The sequence below is a fragment of the Oribacterium sinus genome (assembly GCF_963553175.1).
Taxonomy (GTDB): domain Bacteria; phylum Bacillota; class Clostridia; order Lachnospirales; family Lachnospiraceae; genus Oribacterium; species Oribacterium sinus_B.
Genome location: NZ_CAUVME010000043.1, coordinates 1 through 18,462 on the forward strand (window position 1 = coordinate 1; position 18,462 = coordinate 18,462).

The 18,462-nt window shown below is 42.6% G+C and carries 17 protein-coding genes and 2 pseudogenes; 18 read left to right on the plus strand and 1 reads right to left on the minus strand.

The window, feature by feature from the left end; all coding sequences use genetic code 11:
• Positions 1 to 65: 65 nt before the first annotated feature.
• Positions 66 to 869 (minus strand): glutamate racemase, encoded by an 804-nt coding sequence (gene murI / locus RYO92_RS09670; protein ID WP_315370254.1) that lies wholly within the window; start codon positions 867 to 869, stop codon positions 66 to 68.
• A 237-nt stretch (positions 870 to 1,106) separates the two neighbouring features.
• Here murI and hprK point away from each other — a divergent pair, with 237 nt between their 5' ends.
• From hprK to RYO92_RS09760, 18 genes and pseudogenes are all read left to right on the plus strand, one after another.
• The gene (gene hprK / locus RYO92_RS09675) at positions 1,107 to 2,054 is read left to right on the plus strand and encodes an HPr(Ser) kinase/phosphatase (protein WP_040648658.1); all 948 of its coding nucleotides are present in this window, start codon (positions 1,107 to 1,109) and stop codon (positions 2,052 to 2,054) included.
• 15 nt (positions 2,055 to 2,069) lie between these two features.
• The gene (gene murB / locus RYO92_RS09680; protein WP_315365655.1) at positions 2,070 to 2,948 is read left to right on the plus strand and encodes a UDP-N-acetylmuramate dehydrogenase; all 879 of its coding nucleotides are present in this window, start codon (positions 2,070 to 2,072) and stop codon (positions 2,946 to 2,948) included.
• A complete protein-coding gene (gene rapZ / locus RYO92_RS09685; RefSeq protein ID WP_330606940.1) occupies positions 2,933 to 3,796 on the plus strand; it encodes an RNase adapter RapZ in 864 nt (287 codons plus the stop codon). The genes murB and rapZ overlap by 16 nt, the downstream gene beginning before the upstream one ends.
• 86 nt (positions 3,797 to 3,882) lie before the next feature.
• Positions 3,883 to 4,584, plus strand: coding sequence for a DNA-binding protein WhiA (gene whiA / locus RYO92_RS09690; RefSeq protein WP_314667309.1), 702 nt, complete (start codon positions 3,883 to 3,885; stop codon positions 4,582 to 4,584).
• A 162-nt stretch (positions 4,585 to 4,746) separates the two neighbouring features.
• Positions 4,747 to 5,007 (plus strand): HPr family phosphocarrier protein, encoded by a 261-nt coding sequence (locus RYO92_RS09695; RefSeq protein WP_314667313.1) that lies wholly within the window; start codon positions 4,747 to 4,749, stop codon positions 5,005 to 5,007.
• Positions 5,008 to 5,136: 129 nt separating this feature from the next.
• A complete protein-coding gene (locus RYO92_RS09700) occupies positions 5,137 to 8,607 on the plus strand; it encodes a DNA polymerase III subunit alpha (RefSeq protein WP_315370255.1) in 3,471 nt (1,156 codons plus the stop codon).
• 119 nt (positions 8,608 to 8,726) lie between these two features.
• Positions 8,727 to 9,704 carry a 6-phosphofructokinase gene (gene pfkA, locus RYO92_RS09705; protein WP_308578760.1) on the plus strand — a complete coding sequence of 326 codons (978 nt, stop codon included), beginning with the start codon at positions 8,727 to 8,729 and terminating at the stop codon, positions 9,702 to 9,704.
• Between the two features lie 191 nt (positions 9,705 to 9,895).
• Complete coding sequence (locus RYO92_RS09710) at positions 9,896 to 10,258, plus strand: DUF6145 family protein (RefSeq protein ID WP_308578759.1); 363 nt, start codon at positions 9,896 to 9,898, stop codon at positions 10,256 to 10,258.
• A gap of 121 nt (positions 10,259 to 10,379) precedes the next feature.
• Positions 10,380 to 11,414 carry a tRNA dihydrouridine synthase DusB gene (gene dusB / locus RYO92_RS09715; protein WP_315370256.1) on the plus strand — a complete coding sequence of 345 codons (1,035 nt, stop codon included), beginning with the start codon at positions 10,380 to 10,382 and terminating at the stop codon, positions 11,412 to 11,414.
• A 121-nt stretch (positions 11,415 to 11,535) separates the two neighbouring features.
• Positions 11,536 to 12,021 (plus strand): transcription elongation factor GreA, encoded by a 486-nt coding sequence (gene greA / locus RYO92_RS09720; protein ID WP_315370257.1) that lies wholly within the window; start codon positions 11,536 to 11,538, stop codon positions 12,019 to 12,021.
• A gap of 128 nt (positions 12,022 to 12,149) precedes the next feature.
• Complete coding sequence (lysS, locus tag RYO92_RS09725; RefSeq protein ID WP_315370258.1) at positions 12,150 to 14,105, plus strand: lysine--tRNA ligase; 1,956 nt, start codon at positions 12,150 to 12,152, stop codon at positions 14,103 to 14,105.
• A 661-nt stretch (positions 14,106 to 14,766) separates the two neighbouring features.
• Complete coding sequence (locus RYO92_RS09730; protein WP_315370259.1) at positions 14,767 to 15,273, plus strand: hypothetical protein; 507 nt, start codon at positions 14,767 to 14,769, stop codon at positions 15,271 to 15,273.
• A gap of 381 nt (positions 15,274 to 15,654) precedes the next feature.
• Positions 15,655 to 15,906 (plus strand): tyrosine-type recombinase/integrase, encoded by a 252-nt coding sequence (locus RYO92_RS09735; protein ID WP_331648896.1) that lies wholly within the window; start codon positions 15,655 to 15,657, stop codon positions 15,904 to 15,906.
• Between the two features lie 143 nt (positions 15,907 to 16,049).
• A pseudogene (locus RYO92_RS09740) lies at positions 16,050 to 16,538 on the plus strand (lysine--tRNA ligase); the annotation flags it as partial.
• A gap of 233 nt (positions 16,539 to 16,771) precedes the next feature.
• Positions 16,772 to 16,978: a type II toxin-antitoxin system antitoxin VapB gene (gene vapB, locus RYO92_RS09745; protein WP_315370260.1), complete on the plus strand. Its 207-nt coding sequence runs from the start codon at positions 16,772 to 16,774 to the stop codon at positions 16,976 to 16,978.
• 77 nt (positions 16,979 to 17,055) lie between these two features.
• Positions 17,056 to 17,370, plus strand: coding sequence for a hypothetical protein (locus tag RYO92_RS09750; RefSeq protein ID WP_315370261.1), 315 nt, complete (start codon positions 17,056 to 17,058; stop codon positions 17,368 to 17,370).
• Positions 17,371 to 17,390: 20 nt separating this feature from the next.
• A pseudogene (locus RYO92_RS09755) lies at positions 17,391 to 17,785 on the plus strand (ISLre2 family transposase); the annotation flags it as partial.
• 12 nt (positions 17,786 to 17,797) lie between these two features.
• Positions 17,798 to 18,049, plus strand: a complete 252-nt coding sequence (locus RYO92_RS09760) for an ABC-2 family transporter protein (RefSeq protein ID WP_315370262.1) — start codon at positions 17,798 to 17,800, stop codon at positions 18,047 to 18,049.
• Positions 18,050 to 18,462 lie beyond the last annotated feature (413 nt).

Consider the following 18,462-nt stretch of genomic DNA (forward strand, 5'->3'; position numbering starts at 1 on the left):
TTTTAAGCTCGGTAGAATTTACTTCTGCACTGGAATTTACTTTTTCAATTTAGCAAAAATTTTTTTTAAGAAAAAGGAAGGCAATTCTTCCGGTAAAAGGCCTCCATCAAAGAGCTGTCTTCGTTACTGCTGAAAAGCTCTACCTGACCCTTTTGCATTTCCTCCTTCAAAAGACCTCGCTCATCCAAACGGTGCCGGGTTTCCTTTGCAGTACCCTCTGCTCCGTCAAAGAATCGAACAGGATAGGGCAGGGCGCTTTGAATCTGTTCCTTTACAAAGGGAAAATGGGTGCAACCCAACACAATAGACGAAACGGCTTCATTCCTATAGGGGAGTAAAAGCTGAGAAAGATAGTCTTTCATTTCCGGACTGTCTCCCTTCCCTGCCTCTAGGAGGCGGACGATACCGGGAGAGGGGAGGAGAAGAAATTGGGAAGGATCTCCAAAACGGGAAATCAGCTGGTGGAGACGCTCTCCTTTAAGGGTATGCTCTGTAGCCATAATCAGAATCTTTTTTTTCGTATTACCCGGTTCGGCTTCATCCTGTAATGCTTCTACTGCAGGCTTTACCGCAGGCTCCATACCGATAATGATGTCCTCCGGAAACAGCTCCCGAAGATAGGGGGCAGCTGCGGAGGTGGCGGTATTACAGGCGATAACAGTAGCTTTTACTCCTTTTTCCTGTAGAAAGCGATAGGCGGAGAGAGAAAGAGAACGCACTTCTTCCTCCGATTTTTCTCCATAGGGGGCATGCTTTTGGTCTCCGTAGAAAATAAAGTTTTCTCCGGGGAGCTCCTGCTTAAGCTTTTTCAAGACACTAAGCCCGCCAAGACCGGAATCAAAAATACCGATTGCCTTGTCCTTCTCCATTTTCGCCCTTCGTCTCCTTTCCCCGGTATATTCTTTATCTTTTTATCGTTTTTATCTTCTGATGAACTATTGCTTCTAAAATAATGGCGTATAAACGCCCGGAACATTTTATTTATTAAGACTGTTTTTGAAGTGTAGCATAGCTTCTTTGGGATTGCAATTTTAGCCTGAAAAACCTATACTGCAAAAGATAGAAAAACAGCGGGACAGTGCATCCCCCTAAAGCAGGAGGTTTTCATGAAAAGTGCGGAAAAGGTGAGTGTATCGGAGTTAATTAAAAAAGAGAATTTAAAGAATCTCACTCCGGAAATAGATACGGATCAGATTTACATGACGATTCCGGATGTAAACCGTCCTGCTTTACAGCTTGCCGGTTTTTTTGCCCAGTTTGATTCCGAGCGCGTGCAGATTATCGGAAATGTGGAAACGGCGTATTTGATGCGGATGGAAAGACCGGAGAGAAGGGCAAGATATAATGAGATTACCAAGTATCCTATCCCCTGTATTATTTATGCCAGAGACATTGAACCGGATTCCTGTATGATTTCCGCCTGCCAGGAGGCCGGAATTCCTCTCTTATCCAGCCCGAGACCTACTACGGAGCTGGAGGGAGAAATTATCCGTTGGTTAAAGGTGAAGATGGCGCCAATGATTACCGTCCACGGCGTATTGGTGGATGTGTACGGAGAGGGTGTCCTCATCATGGGGGACAGCGGAATCGGTAAGTCGGAGGCTGCTTTGGAGCTGATTAAAAGAGGACACCGTCTGGTCAGTGATGATGTGGTGGAATTAAGAAAGGTTTCCGATGAGTCCCTAGTGGGAACGGCACCGGATATTACCAAGCACTTTATTGAGCTTCGTGGAATCGGCATTATCGACGTAAAGCAGATGTTCGGTGTGGAATCGGTAAAGGATACCCAGACGCTGAATATGGTCATTAATTTGGCGGAGTGGTCCAAGGAAAAGGACTATGATCGTCTTGGATTAAAGGATAACTATATAGAATTTTTAGGCAACAATATTATCAGCTATGATATCCCCATTCGTCCGGGAAGAAATGTAGCTATCATTGTAGAGTGTGCCGCCATTAATAACAGAGCCAAGAAGATGGGATACAATGCGGCACAGGTGCTGTATGAGCGAGTGACTGCCAACATGAAAAAACAGGAAGCGGAAGATTTTTAGAGGAAAGAGAGCAGGATGGAGCATAGAACGGAACAGAGCTTAAAGGACTATACCAGCTTTAAGGTTGGCGGAAAGGCAAAGGACTTTTATATTCCCTTTACCGTAGAAGAAGTACAGGAGCTGGTACAGGAATTATACAAGGAGGGCCGCCCCTATCTGATTTTGGGGAACGGCTCCAATCTCTTGGTTTCCGACGAAGGCGTGGAAGAAGCCGTTATTTTATTAAAGGATAATTTATCTTCTTGCAGTATAAAAGTGCAGGAGAATGGCCGGGGGCTTTTGGAAGCAGAGGCCGGATGCACCTTAAAGAAAATGGCGGAGGTTGCCATGGAAGCAGGATACACCGGCTTTGAACCCCTTTCCGGCATTCCCGGAACCCTTGGAGGAGCGGTGAAAATGAATGCCGGAGCCTATGGAGGAGAAATCAAGGATTTCTTTTATCAGGGACTCCTCTTAAATGAGAAGGGAGAGCTTCAAAAGAAAGAGCTTTCCGAAATGGAGTTTTCCTATAGACATTCCTGCCTTTCGGAAAATGATATTTGTTTAAAAGCAAGCTTTCTTTTGGAAAAAGGGAATCCTGCGGAAATCCGGGAAAAAATGCAGGATTTTCAAAGACGAAGAGAGGAAAAACAGCCTTTGGATATGCCTTCAGCAGGCTCCACCTTTAAAAGGCCGGAGGGAGACTATGCTTCCCGCCTTATTGAAGTCAGCGGCTTAAGGGGCTTTCAAATGGGAAGAGCGGCGGTGTCCGAAAAGCATTGCGGCTTTGTAGTGAACCTGGGGGATGCCGATGCCAAAGAGATTTACCGACTGATCAGGGAAGTAATTCGAATCGTGGAAGAAAAGCAGGGAGTGCGTTTAGAAACAGAGGTAAAGCTGTGGGGGAAATTTTAATTGTAACCGGTATGAGCGGGGCGGGAAAAACTGTTTGTCTGAAGCATTTGGAGGACTTCGGTTTTAACTGCATCGATAACCTGCCCATCGGGCTTATGAATTCATTTTTGGAACTTTTACTTTCCAGCAGGGAAAATGAACAGAGGACAGCTTTAGGAATCGACAGCAGAAACGGAAAAGAGCTTTCGGAACTGGAAAAGATTATTGAAAACTGGCGGGAAGAAAAGAAGGTGCCCTTTCGTATTCTTTTCCTGGATGCCGGGGATGAAGTACTGATTCAGCGATATAAGGAAAGCAGACGAAGCCATCCTTTGGCAAAGGAAGGCCGCATTCAGGACGGAATTGCAAGGGAAAGAGAAAAGATGGCCTTTCTTCGGAAAAAGGCGGATTTGATTATCGATACCTCCAGACTTTTAACGAAAAATCTTCGGCAGCAGTTAAAGGAGATTGTGCAGGAGGAGAAAAAGTATCAAAATCTTCAGCTGTCCATTCTTTCTTTCGGCTTTAAATATGGGATGCCGGAGGACTTGGACTTACTTTTTGATCTTCGATTTCTGCCAAACCCATATTACGATCCCAATTTACGGAATCATACCGGGGAGGAAAAGGAAGTCCAGGATTTTGTGTTTCAGGATGGAAATGCCCAAATCTTTTTAGATAAGCTGGTGGATTTGTTTCAATTCCTCCTTCCTCTTTATGTAGCGGAAGGGAAAAATCAGCTGGTATTGGGACTGGCCTGCACCGGAGGAAAGCACCGTTCCGTCACTATGGCGGAAAAATTGTATCAATCCCTAAAGGAACATGCGGATTATGGGATTCGACTGGAACATAGGGATATAAAGAAATGATATAAGTCCTAAAAAATATAAAAACCTCATAAAAAATAGAAAAAATAACGAAAAACAGCGTAGAAAATTACCAAGAGACAAAAGTGATGGCAGAAGAAAAACAAGCGAAAAAAGCTTCTTTTTCCCGGAAAGTGAAGGAGGAGCTTAGGAGAATAGACTTTACAGCATTGGAAAAAACCTTTAAAATTAGGGCAGATGATGAGAAGGGAAGAAGGGAAAAACTGCGACAGATTTTTCTTTCCAACGCTTCTTTGACTAATCCCCAAAAAGAATATCATTTGGAATTTGTTTTTTCCGAAGAAGAGGAGGGCAGAGAAGTAGAAGAAATTCTACGGCATTATTCTCTACATCCAAAGCAGGGAAAAAGAGGCAAAAACCGGATGGTATACCTAAAGGATGCTTCGGAAATCGCAGATGTTTTAAAGCTCTTAGGGGCAGTGGATGCCTTGATGGAATTGGAGAATGCCCGCATTTTAAAGGAAGTCAGCGAAAATGTTAACCGGCGCGTAAACTTTGAAGCCGCCAACATTAATCGCACCGTGAAAGCCAGTTTAAAGCAGCAGGAAGAAATTCAATACATCGAGGAAGTCTTAGGACTGGATCAACTGGAGAAGGCCCTGCAAGAGGTGGCAAAGCGTCGTTTGCAATATCCGGATGCTTCTTTGGAGGAGCTTGCACAGGGATTAGAGCCCCCTATAGGAAAGAGCGGGGTGAATCATCGCCTGCGTAAATTGGCCAGAATTGCAAAAGAACTTCGGGAGGAACAATCCGCTACGCATAAGAAATAGGATTAAAAAAAATAAAATATGCAAAAGAGGAGCTTTCCTCGCAAAGGTACATTGGTTAGGCCTGCATTTTCAAGACAATTTAGACAGACAGCTTTGGAACTGAGGATGGAGTGAGGACACTCTGCGTTTAGGGAGCTCAAATGCACCAGGGAGGCACAGACCATGAAAGACAGTAATGTAACCGTTAACTTATCAAACAAAACAGATGATCATCCGGTGGCGATGCTCGTACAGATTGCCAGTCGCTTTCAATCCAGCATCTATATGACGGAGGGAAGCAGAAGGGTAAATGCAAAATCCATTATGGGGATGATGGCACTCGGCATTAATAACGGCGCAGAGCTATATGTATCTGCAGAGGGAGAAGATGAAGAGGATGCGATTTCAGCAATCAGCGGATATCTTCTTGGAGAAGCGATTTAAACAGAGGAGCTCGGAAACGGGCTCCTTTTTCTATACAAAAAGACTAGGCAATACGGAAATTAGCCTGTACAGTATAGAGGTTAGGATAAAGGGTTTAGGGCGAAGGTCTTGCAGATAGAAGGATAGAAAATGGCATTTACACACTTACATGTACATAGCAGCTATAGTTTGTTGGACGGCTCCGGAAAGATTCCGGAGATGATTGCCAGGGTAAAGGAGCTTGGGATGGACTCCATTGCCCTTACAGACCATGGGGTTATGTACGGTGTCATTGACTTTTATAAAGAGGCGAAGAAACAGGGGATTCATCCGATTCTGGGTTCGGAAATCTATTTGAGTCGTTCCATGGAGGAGCGTTTTATCCAAAAGGGAGAGGCAAGATACTATCATCTGGTGCTTCTTGCGGAAAATGACACAGGCTATCATAACCTGATGAAGCTGGTGTCTCTGGGCTTTACCGAGGGCTATTACTATAAGCCCAGGGTGGACTATGAGGTTTTGGAAAAGTACCATGAGGGAATCATTGCCCTGTCCGCCTGCCTTGCGGGAGAGGTATCCAGAAATCTGCGGCTTTCCCAGTATGAGGAAGCAAAGCAGGCGGCACTCCGCTATGAAGGCATTTTCGGAAAGGGGAATTTCTTCCTGGAAATGCAGGATCACGGCTATGCGGAGCAGAAGCTGGTGAATCAGGGCATGCTTCGTTTGCATGAAGAAACCGGGATTCCCCTGGTGGTAACCAATGATATTCACTACACTTATAAGGAGGATGCCAAGGCCCATGACATCCTGCTTTGTTTACAGACCGGAAAAAAACTGATGGACGAGGATAGAATGCGCTATCCCGGGGGGCAGTTCTATATCAAAAGCGAAGAGGAGATGGAGGAGCTTTTCCCTTATGCCAAGGAAGCTCTGGAAAACACCGCAAAGATTGCCAAGCGTTGTCAGGTGAATATTACTTTCGGGGAATATCATTTGCCGAAATATCCTGTGCCGGAGGGCTATACCGCCTACAGCTATTTGGAGGAGCTTTGTCTTAAGGGGCTGGAGAAACGCTATGGCGAGAGCTGTCAGGAAAATAAAGACAGGCTCTACTATGAGTTAAATACCATTTCCGATATGGGCTTTGTGGACTATTTTTTGGTGGTTTGGGACTATATTCATTTTGCCAAAACCCACAGTATAGCGGTGGGGCCGGGAAGAGGCTCTGCAGCAGGCTCCATTGTGGCCTATGCTATAGGGATTACGGATGTTGACCCCATGGAGCATCAGTTGCTTTTCGAGCGATTCTTAAATCCGGAACGTGTAACCATGCCGGATATCGATGTGGACTTTGAATACGAAAGACGGCAGGAAGTCATTGACTATGTGGGAAAGAAGTACGGAAAAGAGCAGGTCAGCCAGATTATCACCTTCGGAACCCTGGCGGCAAGAGGGGTAATCCGAGATGTGGGAAGAGTATTGGACATTCCCTATGCCAAATGTGACCAGCTGGCAAAGCTGGTGCCAAACGAATTAAATATGACCTTGGAAAAGGCTTTAAGTGTCAGTAAGGAATTGAAAAATCTTTATGATACGGAAGAGGAAACCAAGCAAATGATTGACATGTGTCTTCGCTTGGAGGGACTTCCTCGGCACAGCTCCATGCATGCAGCAGGAGTGGTGATTGCCGGAAGTCCGGTTTCCGACTATGTGCCTCTGTCCAGAGGTTCCGACGGTTCCATTACCACCCAGTTTACCATGACCACCATAGAGGAGCTGGGGCTATTAAAGATGGACTTTTTAGGGCTTCGAACCCTGACGGTAATTCAGGATGCCCTCCGTTTTATAGAGGAAAATCACGGGGTGAAGCTGGATTTGGACAGCCTTCCCTATGATGATGCCAAGGTTTACGCCATGCTTTCCAAAGGGGATTGTGCCGGTGTGTTCCAGCTGGAATCTGCGGGGATGGTAAACTTTATGAAACGATTACAGCCCTCCTGTCTGGATGACATTATTGCGGGAGTAGCTCTGTATCGACCGGGCCCCATGGACTTTATTCCGGACTACATTGCGGGAAAGAAAAATCCTGCTACCGTACACTATGATTGTAAGGAAATGGAATCCATCCTGAAAAACACCTATGGGGTAATCGTGTATCAGGAGCAGGTTATGCAGATTGTGCGAGACCTGGCCGGTTTTACCATGGGTGGCTCGGATCTACTGCGAAGAGCCATGTCCAAGAAGAAGACCTCCGTTATGGAGGAGGCAAGGCAGAGCTTCGTCTATGGCAATGAGAAGGAGGGGATTGCAGGCTGTATTTCCAAGGGAATTTCGGAAGAGGTAGCCAATCGGATTTATGACAAGATGATTGACTTTGCCAAGTATGCCTTTAACAAGTCCCATGCGGTAAGTTATGCCCTGCTTTCCTATCAAACCGCCTATTTAAAGTATTACTATGCTCCGGAATTTTATGCCGCCACCATGAGCTCCTTTATGGATAACACGGTGAAAACCGCTGAGTATATCGAAGTGGCCAGGGAACAGGGCATAGAGATTCTGCCGCCGGATATTCAACTGGCGGAGGTGGGCTTCTCCGTAAAGGATGGAAAGATTCGATACGGCCTTTCCGCGGTAAAGGGCGTAGGAAGATCCGCCGCAGAACAGATTATTCTGGAACGAAAGAACGGACCCTTTAGAAACTTTGAAGATTTGGTACAGCGACTAAGTCAAAGAGGCATTAACAGAAGAGCCATGGAGTCCTTTATCCATGCAGGAGCCTTTGACAATCTGGAAGGAAACAGAAGGGAAAAGCTGGTGATGCTTCCGGAGGTTTTGGAGGATTTACAGAAGGGAAAGAAGGACCAGATTGCGGGGCAGATGAGCCTTTTGGACCTTTTGGGAGAAGAAGCGGAGGAAAGACAGGAATTTGAGCTGATTTTTCCGGATTTGGAAGAATTTCCCAAGGCTGAGCTTCTGCGAAATGAAAAGGATGCCTTAGGTGTATATCTTTCCGGACATCCTCTGGACAGTGACAGAGCCCTTCTAAAGCAGCTTTGCAGCAGAAGAGCCAGAGACTTCTCCTTGGAAGCGATAGAGGAAGAGAAGAATCTTGTGGACGATGAGCATTGTACCGTAGGAGGAATGATTACCGGCATTAACAGGCGGATTACCAAGAAAAATGATATGATGGCCTTTGTGACTCTGGAAGACAATACCGGCTCCATGGAAGTGGTGGTTTTCCCGAAGACCTACGAGCTTACAGAGGAGCTGATTCAGGAGGACAGAAAGGTATTTGTCTACGGCAGAGTGCAAATGAGCGATGAAGCCAACGGAAAATTGATTGCGGAAAAAATTATAGCTTTTGAAAATTTGCCGAAAGAAATTTGGTTGCAATTTTCCGACAAAGAGGCCTATCTGGAGAAGGAAAAGGAAGTTTTGGAATGCCTGTCTCAAGAGGGAGGCGAAAGTACCGTGGCCATTTACCTTAGGAAAGAAAAGGCTATAAAACGCTTAGGGAAGCTTTATGCTGTACAATCTTCCCAAGAATTGCTGGAAAATCTTGCAAAAATTGTAGGTCCGGAAAATGTGAAAGAACAGCTAAAATCCTTGAAAAATGCTTAAGGATAGAGTAATATAATGTACTTGTTCAGAAATAAATACATGGCGGAACAGGTGGTAAGACCGGTATAGAGAAACGGTAAAGAATAAAATAAAAACAGTAAGGTAGATTGGAGGCAGTTATGGCAGGGAAAGCAGTAAAAACAATTGGTGTTTTGACTTCCGGAGGAGATGCTCCCGGAATGAATGCGGCGATTCGTTCCGTGGTAAGAACCGCGATTCACAATGGCTTAAAGGTTAAGGGTGTTATGCGTGGCTACGCAGGACTTTTAGAGGAAGAAATCAAAGAATTGGACAGCCACTCTGTTTCCGATATTGTCAGTCGAGGCGGTACCGTGCTGTACACCGCAAGATGTAAGGAGTTTACTACTCCTGAAGGCCAGAAGAGAGGTGCGGAGATTTGTAAGAAGCACGGTATTGACGGCATCGTGGTTATCGGAGGAGACGGTTCCTTCATGGGAGCCGGAAAGCTGTCCGCTTTAGGCATTAACACCATCGGCGTTCCCGGAACCATTGACTTGGATATTGCCTGCACAGATTACACCATCGGCTTTGATACTTCTATCAATACCGCTATGCAGGCTATTGATAAGATTCGAGACACTTCTACCTCCCACGAGCGCTGCTCCATTATCGAGGTAATGGGAAGACACGCAGGCTATATCGCTCTTTGGTGCGGTGTGGCAAATGGTGCGGAAGAAATTCTTTTGCCGGAGAAGTATGATGGAGATGAGCAGGCCATCATTAACCGTATTATTGAAAGCAGAAAAAGAGGAAAGAAGCATTACATCATTATCAATGCGGAGGGAATCGGACATTCTTCCTCCATGGCAATGAGAATCGAGGCGGCAACCGGTATCGAAACCCGAGCTACCATTTTAGGACACATGCAGAGAGGCGGATCTCCAACCTGTAAGGACCGTTATTATGCTTCTATTATGGGTGCTAAGGCGGTGGAGCTGCTTTTGGCAGGAAAGTCCAACCGTCTTGTGGCATATAAGAAGGGTGAGTTCGTGGATTATGATATCCAGGAAGCACTGCGCATGAAGAAGGATATTCCTGAGGAGCAGTATCGTATTGCTCAGCTTCTGGTAAGATAAGAGGAAATCTTTAGAATAAGAGGGAAGAAGTCGGAAGAAATTTCGAATTCATTCCCTCTATTTTTTTTACGAGTATTGCCGTGCAGTGTGCATTGTCTCATTTTATTCTTAATGATTATCCCTCGCGTAGTGTGCACTATCTAATTTTATGTTATGATGGGACAGGCAAAAAATCCGAAAGGAGCAAAACGATGGACGAAAAAGCAATGAATCAGGAAGCGTTAAAAAGAGAAGAAGAGAAGGTGCTCTGCGGGGCCAATTCCTATAGAGAACAGTATTTTTTCAATCCCCGCTTTTCCCTCCTGCCCAAAGAGGTGCAGGAAAGTCTGCAAAAAATAACCGTTACTTATACGGAGGAAATCGGCGGCGTGTTTCTGATGCAATTCGGAGAAGAAGGAAGGCTGGAGCTTATCAGCATTGCAGAGGAGACGGACTATCTTTATGACCCGATAGGGGCAGAGCTAAAGAAGAAGCAGATTCAAAAGGACTATAAGGAGCTCTTTTCCAAGCTGGAAGAGTATTATGCAGGATTGCAGAATCTGGAGAAGAAGTAAGAGAAGTCGATGCAATGCTTCAAAATATAGAGAAAAAGTAAGAGGAGTCTATGCATTGCTTTAGAGTAGAAAGAAGGACAGTATCGAATATTTTGTTGAAAAAGAAAAAATAGAAGAAATCGTGAAAAGTCACGGAATATCCGACTTTTCCTATGAGGAGGCCTTGGAAAAGAGGGAAGAAGAGGGGGGAGAAAACCTCTTTCGGCCGATTTCCTTAAAGGACTGTAAGCTTCCGGGAAACATACTGATGGCTCCCATGGCGGGGGTGACGGATCTACCCTACCGCATCCTTTGTAAGAAAATGGGCTTAAGTTTATCCTTTACGGAAATGGTGTCGGCGAAAGCCATTTACTATGGCAATCAAAATGCCGATTCCCTACTGGAACACAAAGGAGAGCCGGGACTTGTATCGGCACAGCTTTTTGGCTCGGATCCGGCCTTGATGGCGGAAATGGCCTGCCGAATCGAAGATGACTTTGACGGCATTGATGTCAATATGGGCTGTCCTGTGCCTAAGGTGGTACGGAATCAGGAGGGCTCAGCTTTAATGACCAACCTTCCATTAGCGGAACAGGTTTTAAGCACCATGGCAAAAGCCTTGAAGAAACCTCTTACAGTAAAGTTTCGCATCGGCTTTACAGACGATGCCATCAATGTGGTGGAATTTGCGAAAATGGCGGAGGCCTCCGGGGTGGCTTCCGTGACCATTCATGGCAGAACCAGAGAGCAATATTATAGAGGAAAGGCCAATTGGCAATATATTAAGGAAGCCAAGGAAGCCGTGAAGATTCCCGTCTTTGGAAACGGAGACATTTTCCAAGAAGAGGATGCTCTGGCCATGCTCCTTTCCACCGGGGTAGACGGTATTGCGCTGGCTCGGGGAATCCAAGGGAATCCCTTTTTGATACGAGCCTGTGTCAGCCTTCTCTCTGAAGGGAAGAAGCTTCCGCCGGTGAGCCTTTCGGAAAGAAAGGAAATGATGCTACGGCACCTAAAGCTGATGGTGGAGATTAAGGGGGAGCATCTGGCTCTTTTGGAAATGCGAAAGCACCTTTCCTGGTATATGGAAGGCTTGGAAAATGCAGCCCGCTGGAGACAGAGGGTGAATACGGAGAACGATTTGGAGAAGGTATTCCAAATGGTTAGGGATTTATAGCGGAAAAACATTGACTTCTCAAGCTTCCGTTGCTAGAATACTACATCGAATCATTGGATGAAACGGCTTCTGGATCTCCAGAAGCCGTCATTGCAGTTTTAGAGAAAGGGCAGGATATCAGGTGGCTGAAGAAAAGAAAAACCTCCTTACCAGGGCAGGATTAAATAAGTTGGAGAATGAACTTCATAATTTAAAGGTAAATAAGAGACAAGAGATTGCAGAAAAGATTAAGGAAGCTCGGGAACAGGGAGATTTGTCTGAGAACGCTGAGTATGATGCAGCAAAGGATGAGCAGAGAGAAATCGAAGAAAGAATCGTTGCCATCGAGGCTTTGTTGAAGAATGCGGAAGTAGTGGATGATGCGGAAGAAGGCACCATCAATATCGGATGTAAGGTTAAGCTGTTTGACAAGGAATTTGATGAAGAAGTGGAATACATGATTGTAGGTTCCACAGAGGCAAACTCCTTGCAGGGAAAGATTTCCAACGAGTCTCCCGTAGGTATGGCTTTACTGCATCACAAAGTGGGAGATGAGGTTACGGTAGAGACTCAGGCGGGAGTTTTGGAATATAAGGTACTTTCCGTGGAGAGATCCAACGAAGAATAAATCAGTGAAAAAGGATTCAGTGAAGAATCATTCAGTGAAGCATCATTCGATGAAGGTATGCCTTAGAGAAGATTTCAATCAAAATATAATGAAACAATAATCGAACAGTGCAAAGAAAGGATAGAAGGATGGGAGAGCAGGAAAAGCAAAAGGGAAATGCACCGGTGGACATGAACCACATTTTAAAGGCCAGATATGATAAGTTGGCAGAGTATCAGGCAGCTAAGGAAGATCCGTTTGAAATCACCAAGGCTGAACAGACCCATCATTCTACTGAAATCAAAGAGAATTTCAAGAGCTTAGAGAATCAGCAGGTCGTGATTGCAGGACGTGTTCTTTCCAAGCGTGTCATGGGTAAGGCCAGCTTTATGCATTTGCAGGATAGAGACGGCAGAATCCAGGTTTATGTAAGCCGGGAAAGCCTTGGAGAAGAGGAATACAAGAAGTTTAAGAAGCTGGATCTTGGAGACATCGTGGAAGTTAGAGGTTATGTTTTCGAAACCCAGATGGGAGAGATTTCCGTTCACGGAGAGAAGATTACCCTGCTTTCCAAGTCCCTGTACCCACTTCCTGAGAAGTTCCATGGCTTAACCGATACGGACACCCGTTATCGTCAGCGTTATGTAGACCTGATTATGAATGAGGACAGCCGTAGCGTTTTCATGAAGCGCTCTCAGATTCTTCGGGAAATCCGTAACTTCCTTGCAGGAAGAGATTTCTTGGAGGTGGAGACACCGATGCTGGTGGAAAATGCCGGCGGTGCAGCAGCTCGTCCCTTTGAAACCCATTACAATGCTTTAAACGAAGACGTAAAGCTTCGTATTTCCTTGGAGCTTTACTTAAAGCGTCTGATTATCGGCGGTATGGAAAGAGTTTATGAGATTGGAAGAGTATTCCGTAATGAGGGAATCGACACCAGACATAATCCGGAATTCACCTTAATGGAGCTGTATCAGGCTTATACAGACTACGAGGGAATGATGGAGCTGACCGAGTCCATGTTCCGTTACCTTGCGGAAAAGGTTTGCGGTACTCTGCATATCAGCTATCAGGGAACTCCCATTGATTTGGAGAGTCCTTTCCGTCGCTTGACCATGACTGAGGCTATCAAGGAATATGCAGGCATTGACTTTGATCAGATTAAGACCTTGGAAGAGGCTAGAGCCCTGGCGAAGGAAAAAGAGATTGCCTACGAAGAGCACCATGGCATCGGAGACATTGAAAACCTCTTCTTCGAGGAATATTGTGAGGAGAAGCTGGTACAGCCAACCTTCATTATGGATCATCCGGTGGAGATTTCTCCCCTTACCAAGAAGAAGCCTTCCGACCCTTCCAAGGTAGAGCGTTTCGAGCTCTTTATCTATGGTAGAGAGATGGCAAATGCTTATTCCGAGCTAAACGATCCTATCGACCAGAGAGAGCGTTTCAAGGCGCAGGATGCTTTGGCAGATGCGGGAGATGAAGAGGCAAACCATACCGACGAAGACTTCCTTCATGCAATGGAAATCGGAATGCCTCCAACAGGAGGAATCGGTTACGGCATCGACCGTCTGGTTATGCTTCTTACCGATGCGGCTTCCATCCGTGATGTACTTCTCTTCCCCACGATGAAGTCTTTAGAGAAGAAGGATGAGGGAAATAGGGCATCTAAGGGTAATGGAAACGGAATTTGCGACCAAGTTGCGACCGTTCCGGAAAAGATTGATTTTTCAAACGTGAAGATTGAACCTCTCTTCGAAGAACAGGTTGACTTTGAGACTTTCAGTAAGTCCGACTTCCGTGCGGTAAAGGTAAAGGACTGCGTTCCGGTAGCAAAGTCTAAGAAGCTTTTACAGTTTACCTTGGATGACGGAACCGGTACGGACAGAACCATTCTCTCCGGTATTCATGCATACTATGAGCCGGAAGAGCTGATTGGAAAGACTTTGATTGCCATCACCAATCTTCCTCCAAGAGCAATGATGGGGGTAGAGTCCTGTGGAATGTTACTTTCCGCCATTAACCAGAAGAAGGATAGTGATGAGGAAGAATTGCACTTGCTGATGGTGGATAACCATATCCCGGCAGGAGCGAAGTTGTACTAGTATTTTGTTTATTGTTGAACTATTTTGAAGATGAGATTATGCTTTATGGCGGATGAAGTTAACTTCATCCGCCATTTTATATAAAAAAAGAATTGATGATTTGCAATTTCATCCCGTGTGTTATTATTAACTTAGTAATCGAATGTAGATGAATAGATAGTTAATTAAAGAAAAGAAGTTGCCTATGAGAATACTATTTAAGCTTGTCTTGTTTCCTATTAGTCTTCTATTATCGGTTAGCACTGCTTTTCTAACGTTTTTACTAAGTATAGAGACGGCTATCTTGTATTTATTGATGATTCTTTGCATTTTTGTAGCAATAGGTTCTTACAAAAGCTTACTAAATCAATCTATATATAAATAGTGAATGGATAATTTACTATAGGCACATAAGCAAAAAATATTAATTTGATTTTAGTATTTTGCAAATACCTATAGTGATAAAAAGCCTAAAGAAAGGAAAGGAGTACAATTTTTATGAAAAAGATAAATCCTATGAGATACAAGAATGGAGATTTGAGATACAAGAATGGAGATTATTATTTTGTTTAGTATTGGAATGTTGCTATAATCAAGTATTTTTCGATATTTTATACTGGAAATATAAAAGAATAGTAAAATATATACTTGAAGATTTTTATTAAGCAAGGAGGAATACAAGATGAAAAAATATTTTAAAATAATGTCTCTGGTCTTAAGTATATGTTTATTATCATTGAATGTTGGATTTAATACTTATGCCTTAGAGAATGATACGTTGTATTATCAGGGTGTTGCTATTGAACAAAAAGAACTATCAGAAGACACATTAGAGTGGTTAGGTTGGTATAATTCTTTATCTCCGGATGAACAAGATTGCATTAATTATGAGCCACTAGACCTACAAAAGATGATTGTCAATCCTGAAGATATTACGGTATCCGAACCAGAACTAGATGAATTAGACATAGATGATATAGTGCCTTTTAGATTAGGAGCACCAGTATATAATCCAAGTTGGTGGAATAATAGCAATCGTATAAAGAAAGCTAATTGTTATGCCTATTCAATGGACTTAATTCAAAATTTTGTAGGAAAATTACAGCCTGGTCAACTATCAGGACGAACTTTTGAGTCGTTATCTGAACAAGTATCTTTAGTGCTATTGTGCGTGATGGTTCTCGTTTAGGTGGAGGACGCTATATTAGAAGATCAAGCTCAAGTGAACGTCCAGGTTCAGGAGAGTATAAAGTTGTGTTAGTCATTGCGCCAAATAGGGATTACCATTGCTATGTACTTAATACTAATGGGTATTGGTCACACAAAAGAGGACATTCAAGAGTTACAAATGTAGATGCTAGTGGGAAAAGGATTACAAACCCTCAAACCTGCAACCGAAATTATGGAAGTTTAAACTATTCAGTTTTCTGTGGCTTTTACATTGTAAAGAGAGGATAGAAATAGACAATTCAATTTTAAAAAGAGAATATATTGATAGGTTAATACTTCTAAAAGGAAAAGAGCACTTAGGAGAATTATAAGAGATTGCAATTTTGAGATACTTGATAAGATCAATCAGAAAGATGCAATCATTCTTCCGAAGTTCAGTAACCATTCTTTGAGACATACTTTTACCACTAGAATGTGCGAAGCCGGGGTAAACATAAAAGCAATGCAAGAGATTTTAGGACATGCAGATGCTGAAACCACCATGGATACATATGCTGAAGAAACAAAGGAATTAATAAAATCCGAGTTGATCAATTTCGAAGAGTTTTTTGAAAGAAACAGTAAACATAGTAAAGAACAATTAATAGTTTAATATAATATGTCTTGTGACCAGTATACGACTGATTTGCGACTACTTATGTAGATAAGCGTAGAATTATAAAATCAGAGACATAAATCGAGTTTTTGAAAATATAGATATAATCACTTATAACGATTTAGACTGCCTAAGGTTTTGTTTTCCCCACGATGAAGTCTTTAGAGAAGAAAGATGAGGGAAAGAAGGGAGAAGAGGGTGAGGCAGGAAATGCCAACAACGGCTTCTTTACGCCAAACAATAAGATTGATTTCAGCAATGTAAAAATCGAGCCATTGTTTGAAGAAACTGTGGATTTCGAGACTTTTAGCAAGTCTGACTTCCGAGCAGTAAAGGTAAAGGATTGCTTTGCCGTTCTAAAGAGTAAGAAGCTTTTACAGTTTACCTTGGATGATGGAAGCGGTAGCGACAGAACGATCCTTTCCGGAATTCATGCATATTACGAGCCGGAAGATCTGATCGGAAAGACCTTGATTGCCTTCACTAATCTTCCCCCAAGAGCAATGATGGGAGTAGAGTCCTGCGGTATACTGCTTTCTGCCATTAATCAGAAGAAGGATAGTGATGAGGAAGAGTTGCACCTCTTGATGGTGGATAACCATATTCCGGCAGGAGCGAAGTTGTATTAGTATTTTGCTTATTGTTGAAATATTTAAAGAAGAGATTATGCTTTATGGCGGATGAACTTAAGCTCATCCGCTATTTTATATACGAAAAAATGATACTATTGCTAAGCTGGCGATGTTTCAATATTATTCATTATTGTATATAATTGGCAGAAAATCCGAAGCGTATTTTCTTGTCTTGGTTTATATTGCGATATATAACGGTATATATTGCAAGAGAAGGGACGGTGATTTGTATGAAGATTGCAAAGGTTTTTAAACATGGAGGAAGTCAGGCAATTAGACTTCCTAAGGAATGCCGAATTTCATCAGATGAGGTAATGGTGAATAAGATAGGGGATATTGTTATTTTGCTTCCAAAACAGAACAAGTGGGATTCGTTTATGAAAGCAGTAGATATGTTTTCGGATGATTTCATGGCGGACGGAAGAGCAAGAGATTAGTATAGGAGCGTGAAGCGATATGATGTAAATGCTTGACATAAACATCTGTATTTATGAATACTAAAGAGGTAATAAATATGTTTGTATTTTTAGGTATCGATTTCATGATGGTTTTGCTCTATTTGATTATAGGTATCGTATTTATTAGATCGAACGGTAGAGCTATTCGATATTTAACCGGACATGATCTTGACGAAAAAATATCCAATAAAAGCAAAGAACTATGCATCATTTATGGTAAGCAAATTATGAAATGGAGCGTATGTTTCATTATAGGGTTTGCGATAGATTTGCTTTGGGTTGGAGCCGGTCTTATTATAGCGACTATTCTGAATGTTATTCTAATAATCAGATTAATGGTATTTAGAAATTTTTTTGAAAATGGTAAATAACCTGTCCGTTCAAAAAAATTAATAAAGAAGAACTAGTTCCATACCATAAACGTGTCCTTTCCACGCCAAAGAGTCCGGAAGGGATAGTATATAAAAATATGGAAACCATGGAAAACCATATCTGGAGCATTATATCCAGAAGAAAGAAGTATAACCACAATAACTGGAGCATAAAGAGAGGAAATCATTTGGCAAAAATCCTTGCCAAGAGATGTTCCAGAAAGCTTTATGAAGTGACGGAGAAATTGCACATACCTGTATTTGAAGCAGAAAAGCTAGAGGAGATATTCTTCAGGTGGGGCAAGTCAAAGAAAAGCTTGGAAAAGGATACCAGTATCCGGTCATAGGTTATATGTTGGGGTTTGGCAGTGAAATAAGAGGAGAACGCAGGAAATTGCTATCAATTATTTTTATAAAAATTGGAGTGATGCATGAACTGTTTTTAAGTGCGTTGAAATTTCTGGAGTATCCTCAAAATATTTATAAGGGAATGATAAAAATTTTAATGATCTATATTATACCGCTTGCAACAGTTTCAAATGTTCCGGCTGAAAAAATATTAGGAAAAGTAGGAATGATTGATACAATAGAAATTGTTTTATTGTCGCTAGTATTTTTTATGTTAACAAGAATATGCTATAGATTGGCCTTAAAAAGATATAGCAGTGCAAGTTCATAATAATTTGGTAGTAATTTATAGTAATGTAAATTTCTATAGGAAAAAATAAGTATGTTAATGCAATGCCCCTGAACCGCTTCTCCGAAGAATTTCTTCGTAAGGTAAAGAAAAATCTGCTATCCTGAGAGCTGGCAGATTTTTTTGAACGGACAGGTTATTTACCATTTACTTCAAAACTGTCAAAGACAGACTTATTTGTCATGTCAAGAAATGAAAAATAGTTTAGAAAGATTGAAGTAAAATTCTTAAATGAAACTTTTACGAATCCATATGTCGCTATGTGGAGCAATAAAGAAAAAATATGGTGGAGAATAAAAGCCATGTTTTCGGATAGGAGAATAATGATAAGATTTGAGATAATAGATGAGAATACAAAAAATTTGGAAGAAATAAAACAACTTTATTTTGATGCC

Coding starts and splice junctions, on each gene's coding strand:
- murI (WP_315370254.1), bottom strand. CDS start 869: ATGGAGAAGGACAAGGCAATCGGTATTTTTGATTCCGGTCTTGGCGGG.
- hprK (WP_040648658.1), top strand. CDS start 1,107: ATGAAAAGTGCGGAAAAGGTGAGTGTATCGGAGTTAATTAAAAAAGAG.
- murB (WP_315365655.1), top strand. CDS start 2,070: ATGGAGCATAGAACGGAACAGAGCTTAAAGGACTATACCAGCTTTAAG.
- whiA (WP_314667309.1), top strand. CDS start 3,883: ATGGCAGAAGAAAAACAAGCGAAAAAAGCTTCTTTTTCCCGGAAAGTG.
- RYO92_RS09695 (WP_314667313.1), top strand. CDS start 4,747: ATGAAAGACAGTAATGTAACCGTTAACTTATCAAACAAAACAGATGAT.
- RYO92_RS09700 (WP_315370255.1), top strand. CDS start 5,137: ATGGCATTTACACACTTACATGTACATAGCAGCTATAGTTTGTTGGAC.
- pfkA (WP_308578760.1), top strand. CDS start 8,727: ATGGCAGGGAAAGCAGTAAAAACAATTGGTGTTTTGACTTCCGGAGGA.
- RYO92_RS09710 (WP_308578759.1), top strand. CDS start 9,896: ATGGACGAAAAAGCAATGAATCAGGAAGCGTTAAAAAGAGAAGAAGAG.
- lysS (WP_315370258.1), top strand. CDS start 12,150: ATGGGAGAGCAGGAAAAGCAAAAGGGAAATGCACCGGTGGACATGAAC.
- RYO92_RS09730 (WP_315370259.1), top strand. CDS start 14,767: ATGAAAAAATATTTTAAAATAATGTCTCTGGTCTTAAGTATATGTTTA.
- vapB (WP_315370260.1), top strand. CDS start 16,772: ATGAAGATTGCAAAGGTTTTTAAACATGGAGGAAGTCAGGCAATTAGA.
- RYO92_RS09750 (WP_315370261.1), top strand. CDS start 17,056: ATGTTTGTATTTTTAGGTATCGATTTCATGATGGTTTTGCTCTATTTG.
- RYO92_RS09760 (WP_315370262.1), top strand. CDS start 17,798: ATGCATGAACTGTTTTTAAGTGCGTTGAAATTTCTGGAGTATCCTCAA.